At 72.2% G+C, this 6,947-nt stretch carries 9 protein-coding genes and 1 tRNA gene; 5 read left to right on the forward strand and 5 right to left on the reverse strand.

The features are described 5' to 3' along the window. The first annotated feature begins 87 nt into the window (after window positions 1-87). Window positions 88-1,245, forward strand: coding sequence for an amidase domain-containing protein (locus AB0937_RS29215; RefSeq protein ID WP_366715693.1), 1,158 nt, complete (start codon window positions 88-90; stop codon window positions 1,243-1,245). Between the two features lie 19 nt (window positions 1,246-1,264). Here AB0937_RS29215 and AB0937_RS29220 read toward each other — a convergent pair whose 3' ends face one another. Both AB0937_RS29220 and AB0937_RS29225 read right to left on the reverse strand, forming a co-directional pair. After that, window positions 1,265-2,671, reverse strand: coding sequence for a hypothetical protein (locus AB0937_RS29220; RefSeq protein ID WP_366715694.1), 1,407 nt, complete (start codon window positions 2,669-2,671; stop codon window positions 1,265-1,267). A gap of 74 nt (window positions 2,672-2,745) precedes the next feature. Then, on the reverse strand, window positions 2,746-2,886 hold the full coding sequence (locus AB0937_RS29225) for a hypothetical protein (protein ID WP_366715695.1): 141 nt from the start codon (window positions 2,884-2,886) through the stop codon (window positions 2,746-2,748). Between the two features lie 210 nt (window positions 2,887-3,096). Between AB0937_RS29225 and AB0937_RS29230 the strand changes: the two genes are divergently transcribed. Beyond that, window positions 3,097-3,171: transfer RNA gene (locus tag AB0937_RS29230), tRNA-Val, on the forward strand. A 74-nt stretch (window positions 3,172-3,245) separates the two neighbouring features. On the opposite strand, the gene AB0937_RS29235 is transcribed toward AB0937_RS29230, so the two are convergent. Continuing rightward, window positions 3,246-3,785, reverse strand: coding sequence for a hypothetical protein (locus AB0937_RS29235; RefSeq protein ID WP_366715696.1), 540 nt, complete (start codon window positions 3,783-3,785; stop codon window positions 3,246-3,248). Window positions 3,786-3,963: 178 nt separating this feature from the next. Here AB0937_RS29235 and AB0937_RS29240 point away from each other — a divergent pair, with 178 nt between their 5' ends. Beyond that, window positions 3,964-4,353 carry a DUF6153 family protein gene (locus AB0937_RS29240; RefSeq protein WP_366715697.1) on the forward strand — a complete coding sequence of 130 codons (390 nt, stop codon included), beginning with the start codon at window positions 3,964-3,966 and terminating at the stop codon, window positions 4,351-4,353. A gap of 97 nt (window positions 4,354-4,450) precedes the next feature. Continuing rightward, window positions 4,451-5,128, forward strand: a complete 678-nt coding sequence (locus AB0937_RS29245; RefSeq protein ID WP_366715698.1) for a DUF305 domain-containing protein — start codon at window positions 4,451-4,453, stop codon at window positions 5,126-5,128. Between the two features lie 18 nt (window positions 5,129-5,146). On the opposite strand, the gene AB0937_RS29250 is transcribed toward AB0937_RS29245, so the two are convergent. Together AB0937_RS29250 and AB0937_RS29255 are read right to left on the reverse strand one after the other, a co-directional pair. Further along, the gene (locus tag AB0937_RS29250; protein ID WP_366715699.1) at window positions 5,147-5,500 is read right to left on the reverse strand and encodes a hypothetical protein; all 354 of its coding nucleotides are present in this window, start codon (window positions 5,498-5,500) and stop codon (window positions 5,147-5,149) included. Window positions 5,501-5,551: 51 nt separating this feature from the next. Further along, a complete protein-coding gene (locus AB0937_RS29255) occupies window positions 5,552-6,448 on the reverse strand; it encodes a 2-dehydropantoate 2-reductase (RefSeq protein WP_366715700.1) in 897 nt (298 codons plus the stop codon). Between the two features lie 101 nt (window positions 6,449-6,549). Here AB0937_RS29255 and AB0937_RS29260 point away from each other — a divergent pair, with 101 nt between their 5' ends. Beyond that, on the forward strand, window positions 6,550-6,780 hold the full coding sequence (locus AB0937_RS29260) for a DUF2277 domain-containing protein (RefSeq protein WP_366715702.1): 231 nt from the start codon (window positions 6,550-6,552) through the stop codon (window positions 6,778-6,780). Window positions 6,781-6,947: the final 167 nt, after the last annotated feature.

Raw genomic sequence — 6,947 nt, forward strand, 5'->3', positions numbered from 1 at the left:
AGCAGCCACACACTCCATGCGAAGATCTCGTACCCCGGCAACCCTTTGGCCGGGGCAAGAGGGGAAACACCAGTGAAATCACGGAAATTGAGCGGAACGCGCCGCCGCGTCACGATAGTCGGGGCCGCGGCGACCTCGGTCGTCGCCGGAGTCGCCTTGCTGCCCAACTGGAGCGCGGGCGCGACGGTCGTCGACGACCCGACGGTGGACGCGCGGACCAAGGCCACCTTCCAGCGGCTGGCGGACGCCGTTTTCACCGACCGCACCAACGCCCTGGTCGCCGGCGGACGGGCCGACACCGGCAAGCCGCTGACCGACGGCTTCTCCGGCGATGTCGCCCTGTCCTCCGGCACGGCCCGCACCGAGGACGCCACCCTGTCCGAGCTCGGGCAGCGACGGCAGAAGCTGGCGAAGGCCGGTGAGACGTACGGCAAGGCCAGCACCACCGTCACGCTGGACGCGACGCGGGTGACGGGCCGCACGGCGAAGGCGGAGGTCACCGAGACCACGACCCTGACCTACGCCGGAGCCCGTGGGAACGCCCCGAAGACCACCGGATTCCAGGCCCGGCACGAGCTGACCTTCAAGGCCGACCGGCAGGGCGACTGGCGGCTGACCGGCATCCGCGACACCGACCAGGGCGGTCTCGCGGTGAACACGCTGTCCAAGCCGGCCCCCGTCAAGCCGGCCACCGCCGCGGACAACACCACCCCGAACGCCCCGCGCGCGGCGACCACCCGCAATCCGGCCGCCGCCCCCAAGACCGACACGACGTACGACTACAAGGCCATGGCGGCCTACGCCGAGAAGTACTGGAACGTCTACAACAAGGACTACCCGGACTTCAACGGCCACGGCGCCGGCGGCGACTGCACCAACTTCGTCAGCCAGTCCCTGAAGGCGGGCGGCTGGAAGCACGCCCCCGGCTACGTGTACGACTACACCAAGTGGTTCGGCAACGCCGACATCCAGTCGGACTCCTTCGTCGGCGTCAACGAATGGTCCTGGTTCGCCCAGAACTCCAAGCGGACCAAGCCGCTCGCCAACGTCTTCCAGCTCGAGGTCGGGGACGTCCTCCAGATGGACTTCGACCGGGACGGGTCCAAGGACCACACGATGATCGTCACGTACAAGAGCGGCGGTGTGCCGTACGTGACCTACCACTCCAACAACACCCTCCGCAGGTCGGTGGCGAGCCTCGTCGCGTCGTACCCGAACGCGTACTACTACGCCTACCGCACCTGAGAACGGGTGGGGGCCGGGCTCAGTGTCCGGCCCCTCGCTCCTCGCGGATCGTGGAGACCACGCCGGCCACCGCCCGGCGGACCGCTTCCGTCTCCGTGAGGAAGTGCCAGTAGTCGGGGTGGCGGCCCTCGAGGCCGGCGACGGCACGGTCCAGGCGGGCCACGGCGTCGTCCAGGGGGCGGGCGTGCCGCGGGTCGGGGGTGTTGCGCCCGGCCATGGCGAGGCGCTGGGCGTCACGGATGGCGAAGCGCGTGCGGTCGATCTCCTGCTGGGGGTCCTTCTGCACGGTGTTCAGGCGGTGCAGCCGGTCGCCCGCGGCCGAGACGGCCTCGTCGGTGCTGTTCAGGAGAGCTCGCACCATCGACAGCAAGGCCGTCGCGTCGGCCCAGCGCTGTTCGCCGCGGGCGGTGTGGGCCTCGGCCAGCTTGGCCTCGGCCCGGCGGACGTTCTCGGCGGCGGCGTCGGGGACGTGCTGCAGGTCCTGCCAGCAGGCCGCGGTGAAACGGCGGCGCAGCTCGCTCAGGGTCGGTTCGACCTGCTCGGAGCGGGTGGTGAGGGCCTGGGCGCGGGTGCGCAGGGAGACCAGACGGTGGTCGATCTCCGCGGCGCGGTCCGGCAGCCGCCCGGCCTCCACACGGACCGCCTCCGCCTCACGGCTGACCCGCTCGGCCCGCTCCAGGGTCTGCGGGACGCCGTGCTGTCCGGCGCCCTGGTTCAGCTTGGTCAGCTCCGGGGAGAGGGCGGCGAGCCGGGCGGCGAGGTCGTCGGCCTTCAGGCCGGACGCGCGGACGGAGTCGAGGGCGTTGGAGGCGGCGAGCAGGGCCTGGCGGGCTCGCTCGACCGCGGGGGCGAGGCGGGCCAGCTGCGTCTCGGCCTTGCCGAGCAGGGGACCGAGGCCGTCGGTGAAGTGGTCCAGCTCCTGCTTGACCCGGCCGAGTTCCTCCTTGGCGGCGGTCAGCTCGGCGCGGGCGCGGGAGGCGGCGGAGGCCTCCAGGTCGTCGCGGTCGAGGTCGTGGGCGTCGACGGCGTTGATGTAGCGGTGGCTGACCTCGTCGATGCGGTGGCCGAGGGCGTCGAAGTCGGCGACGGCACGACGCGCGGCGGGCGAGTCGTCGACGGCGGTGATCGTCTCGATCGAGATGCGCAGGTCGCGCTGGGCGGTGTCGAGCTCGTAGAACGCGGCCGCGGCGGCGTCCTTCGCCGCCTGGGCCTCGGCCCGCTGGTTCTCGGCCCGGCCGCCGAACCAGCGCCGGGTGCCCCCGCCCGCGAAGGCGGCAGGCAGCGCCAGCGCGGCCACCAGCGGCAACCCCATCAGGGTGAGCGCGTCCCGGAGCGGACGGCCCGGGGTGCGGGAGGAGGCGGGGCGGCGCGGGCGGTGTGCACGCGGCACCGACGGCGAGTCCGGCTGTCCTGGTGTCGCCGTCACATCCCTCTCCCGTGCTGTGGTCCGCCCTGCCCGGTGTCATTCTCCCACCGGTTGAAGACGAACACACGGGCCGTTCAGTTCGCCGCGCGGACCGTCACTTTGCGGTCGCCGGTCCGGGCGGACACCACCTGAGCGCCGCTCCCGCTGCGGGGCACGGACATGTCCACGCCGCCACCGGTGAGGGCGGCGGTGCGGGTGGCGGTGCGCGCGGACATGGCGATCTCCCCCTGGACGGACGACGGGCGCCTCGGAGGCGCTGCACGCCCGCGGGGATCCAGGCCGCGCGGGGGGTTCGGGCCACTCCCGGATCCGGGGTGGGGCCGGACCCGGACGCACAACCGGCCGCGGCCCCGCGATACGGGTTTGCGGGACTGTGCCCTGGGCCATGTAGGCTGTCGACTCGTCCTGGGCGTGTCCCGGGACCCGGGTGCGTAGCTCAGGGGTAGAGCGCCTGCCTTACAAGCAGGATGTCGGCGGTTCGAAACCGTCCGCGCCCACCACACCGAGTTCCACGACAGAGGCCCCCCAGGGATGTTCCTGGGGGGCCTCTGTGACGCCGTGCCCGCGCCCGGGGTCAGTAGTTCGCGTTGGCGAGGAGTTCGCCGTCCTCGTCGTACACCGTGACGAGGCCGTTCTTCGACTCGTAGCAGGAGGTGAACGCGGAGGCGATGAGTTTGCCCTCGCCCTGGTGGGGGCCCATCAGGCCACCGCTGAAGTCGGTGAAGACCTCCGCCGCGTCGAGGATGTCGTTGCGCTTGTCCGCGCCGGTCACCTTCGTGACGTGTTCGACCGCGGCCTTCTCCGTGTCCGTGCCGTTCTCGGCGACGCAGCTGCGGAACTGCTCGGCCTGGGACTTGTCTTCGGCCGTCCCGGCCTTCTTGGGGCTGTCGTTGCCCGGCTTGCCGTCGGCGGCGACAGCCCTGTCCTTGTTCGAGGTGTCACCGCTGTCGCCCCCTCCGCCCGTGACGACCGCGGCGATGATGAAGAGGGCGAGGACGCCCGCGCAGCCGAGTCCCGCGATCCTGCCGATGCCGTGTTTCTTCGGCGGCTGGGGCGCGGGGGCGCCGTAGAAGGGCTGCTGCGGGTGGGGCGGCTGCGGGTACTGCTGGCTCATGGGTCCCCCTCGGGATCATTCGTGTCGTGGGTAGGACCCGCCGACGGAGCCGCGCGGTTGTAGAAGGCCGAACGAGTTCACCTGATGGGGGTACGGCCGGCCGCACGGACGCAGGAGAGCCGTACGCACGTCCCCCCCCGGGTCGGTGCCGGGCCGGGGCTGTCCCTACGATGAGCCTGTGAACAGCCCCCGCCAGCGTGCTCCGCGACTCGTTCTGAGGTCGTGGCATGTGCTGGGCGTGCTGGGGCTGTTGGTGGGGCTGCTGGGGATGCACGGGCTGGCGCCCGGTGGGGGGCTGCCCGGGGCCGCGCATGCGCAGCACGTGGACGCCCTCTCGGCCCGGACACAGTTCGTGCCCTACGCGCACTGCGGTGGCGGGCACGTCCGGCACGCCGACGCGACCTGTGCGTCGGGTGCCGTGAGCGGCGGGCCGGTGCTGCCTCCGCTCGTCCCGGACCCGGTTCCCGCTGCCGTGCGGAAGAGCGCCGTTCGGGCGTATGCCGTCGTGGATACGGAGGGTGCCCGGGCCCCGCCTTCCCTCTCCGAGCTTCAGCTTCTGCGGATCTAGAGATGGCGCGTCACGCCGGCCGGTGCCGACCGGTGGCGGCGTGATGCCTCCGTCGTGTCCGCAAACCTCAGTTCCTTGCAGAAGCAGGAGTTCACGCATGAGCAACAGCATTCGTACCCTGGCGCGCCGCACCGCCCTCGTGGTGGCGACGGGTGCCGCGGCCGTCGTCCTCGCGGCCTGTGGCGGCGACGGTGCCGACAGTGCCGCCGGTGGTGCCGGTCACGGTGACGCCGGAAGCCACAGCCCTGCCACGACCCCCTCGCCCGCCGGCGCCCACAACGCCCAGGACGTCGCCTTCGCGCAGGGCATGATCCCGCATCACCGGCAGGCGCTGGAGATGGCGCGGCTGGCCGGTGACCGGGCCTCCTCGGCCACGGTCAAGGACCTCGCCGGGCGGATCGAGAAGGCGCAGGATCCGGAGATCCGGACCATGACCGGCTGGCTGAAGGGCTGGGGCGAGGACGTCCCCGCTTCCTCCGGCGGCGCCATGGACCACTCCGCGTCGGGCCACTCCGGCATGCCCGGCATGATGGGCGCCGAGGACATGGACGCCCTGGCGAAGCTGACGGGCAAGGCGTTCGACGTCCAGTTCCTGACGCTGATGGTCGAGCACCACGAAGGGGCCGTGGAGATGGCCCGGACCGAGCAGGGCAAGGGCCGCTACGGCCAGGCCAAGAGCATGGCCGAGGACATCGTCACCGCCCAGAACGCCGAGATCACCGAGATGAACAAGCTCCTCGGCAAGAGCGCGAGCAAGAGCGACAGCCAGGGCTGACCCGGCAGCCGGGGCTGGTCACGAGGCTCCGCCGGTCTCCTCCGGCGGGGCCTCGTGCGCGTGCTTCAGATCAGAGCGGGCCGCCACCCGCTCGGGGCCCGCGAGTTCGGACCAGTAGCGGTGGGTGCTGACGAACACCGCGAGCTCGTGCTCCCGCTGCCGGAGCTTCTCCACCTCGGCCTGTTCGTCGGCGCTCCAGCCGGGGGAGGCGGGCCGTTCCACCTTGCGCCAGCCGTTGTCGTCACTGAAGCCGTCCAGTGGCTCCACGGACCACGGGAGCCGCTTCAGCAGGGCCGACAGCTCGGCCCGGACCTGATGGAGTTCCTCCTGACCGGCCAGGAGGTCACTCGGGAAGTCGTAGGTCGCAGCCACGCCTCAATGATACGCCTGTTCGAATTTAGCAGGCGAGTTCCTTCCTGGGGTTCATGCGAACGGGCGCACCTCGCTCACCACCCGGGCCGTCACCGGAGCCGGAATCCCGTGCCGCTCGGCCGCGCGGAGCAACCCACCGCCGATGGCGTCCAGTTCGAGGGACCGGCCCGCCTCGGCGTCGCGCTGCATCGAGGACTTCATCGACGGCGGGAAACCGTCGTAGCGGGCGAGGGCCTGGGCCGGGTCCGCCGGGCCGCCGCACGCGCGGCTGATCGCGGCCGTCTCCTCCACCAGAGCGGTCAGCTCCGCACGGTGGCGGGTGCGGACCTCGCCGAGGGGAAGGCCGTAACGCGTGGTGAGCAGGGCGAAGGGCGCCAGGAACGACATCTTGGCCCACAGGGCCGCCGTCTCGTCCTCCAGGACACGGATGGCCGGACCGGCCTCGGCGAAGGCCCCGGCGAGGGCGTCGCGACGGGCCCGGGGCACGTCCGCACCCGTCAGGTCGATCTCGGCGAAGGGGCTGCCGTGTTCGATCACGCCCGGCGCGACGCGGGTCGACTCGACGCGGATCACGGCCGGGGCCACGCGGTCGGGCCGGTACCGGGCGCGCAGGGCCGCCGGATGTTCGACACCGTTCAGGAACGGCACGAGGAGGCCGTCGGACAGCACCGGCGCGGGGATCCGCGCCAGGGCGGCGTCGAGGGCCGTGTGCTTGACGGTGACCAGGCACGCGTCGACCTGCTCCCGCAGTTCGGTGTCCGCCTCCACGCGGGCCGTGAAGTCGCCGAAGCGGGCGCTGCGGACCCGGATGCCGTCGGTGCGCAGGGTCTCGGCGGTCTTCTCGCCGGACAGGCAGATCACGCGGTGGCCGGTGCGGGAGAGCAGGGCGGCGAGCAGGCCGCCCACGCCGCCGGGGCCCAGAACGGCCACGGTGAGTTCGTTCGCCACGAGGAGTCCTCTCGTCGGTCGGCCCCGGGATGGTGGCCGCCTCGCAGCGATCATGGCAGGAGTCGCTGTCGTGCGCGGGGCGAAAGGGTGAGACTGGGGACATGTGCCGGAGTATCAAGACGCTGCGCCCGCCCGCGATGCCCGAGGAGGCCACCGAGGCGGATGTGCGTGCCGCCGCTCTGCAGTACGTGCGGAAGGTGTCGGGGTTCCGCGCCCCCGCCGCTCACAACCAGGAGGTGTTCGACCGCGCCGTGGAGGCCGTCGCACAGGCCACGGCCGAGTTGCTGGACGGTCTCGAGGTCCGGGGCGCCGCGACACGGAAAGCGAGCTAGTGCCGCGGCGGGCAACGCTTGCCTGTGAAGGAGCGGCGTCCGGTGCGTGCTCTCGGCGTGCCGGCCGGAAGCCCTCGTACTTGGGCGTACTCGGGCTTTCGGCCGGTGCGGCGAGAGGGCGTGCCGGGCGTCGCGACGGGGCGAACGTTGCCTGCCGCGGCACTGGC

The sequence above is a fragment of the Streptomyces sp. NPDC047880 genome, assembly GCF_040706515.1.
In the GTDB taxonomy this organism is placed as follows: Bacteria; Actinomycetota; Actinomycetes; order Streptomycetales; family Streptomycetaceae; genus Streptomyces.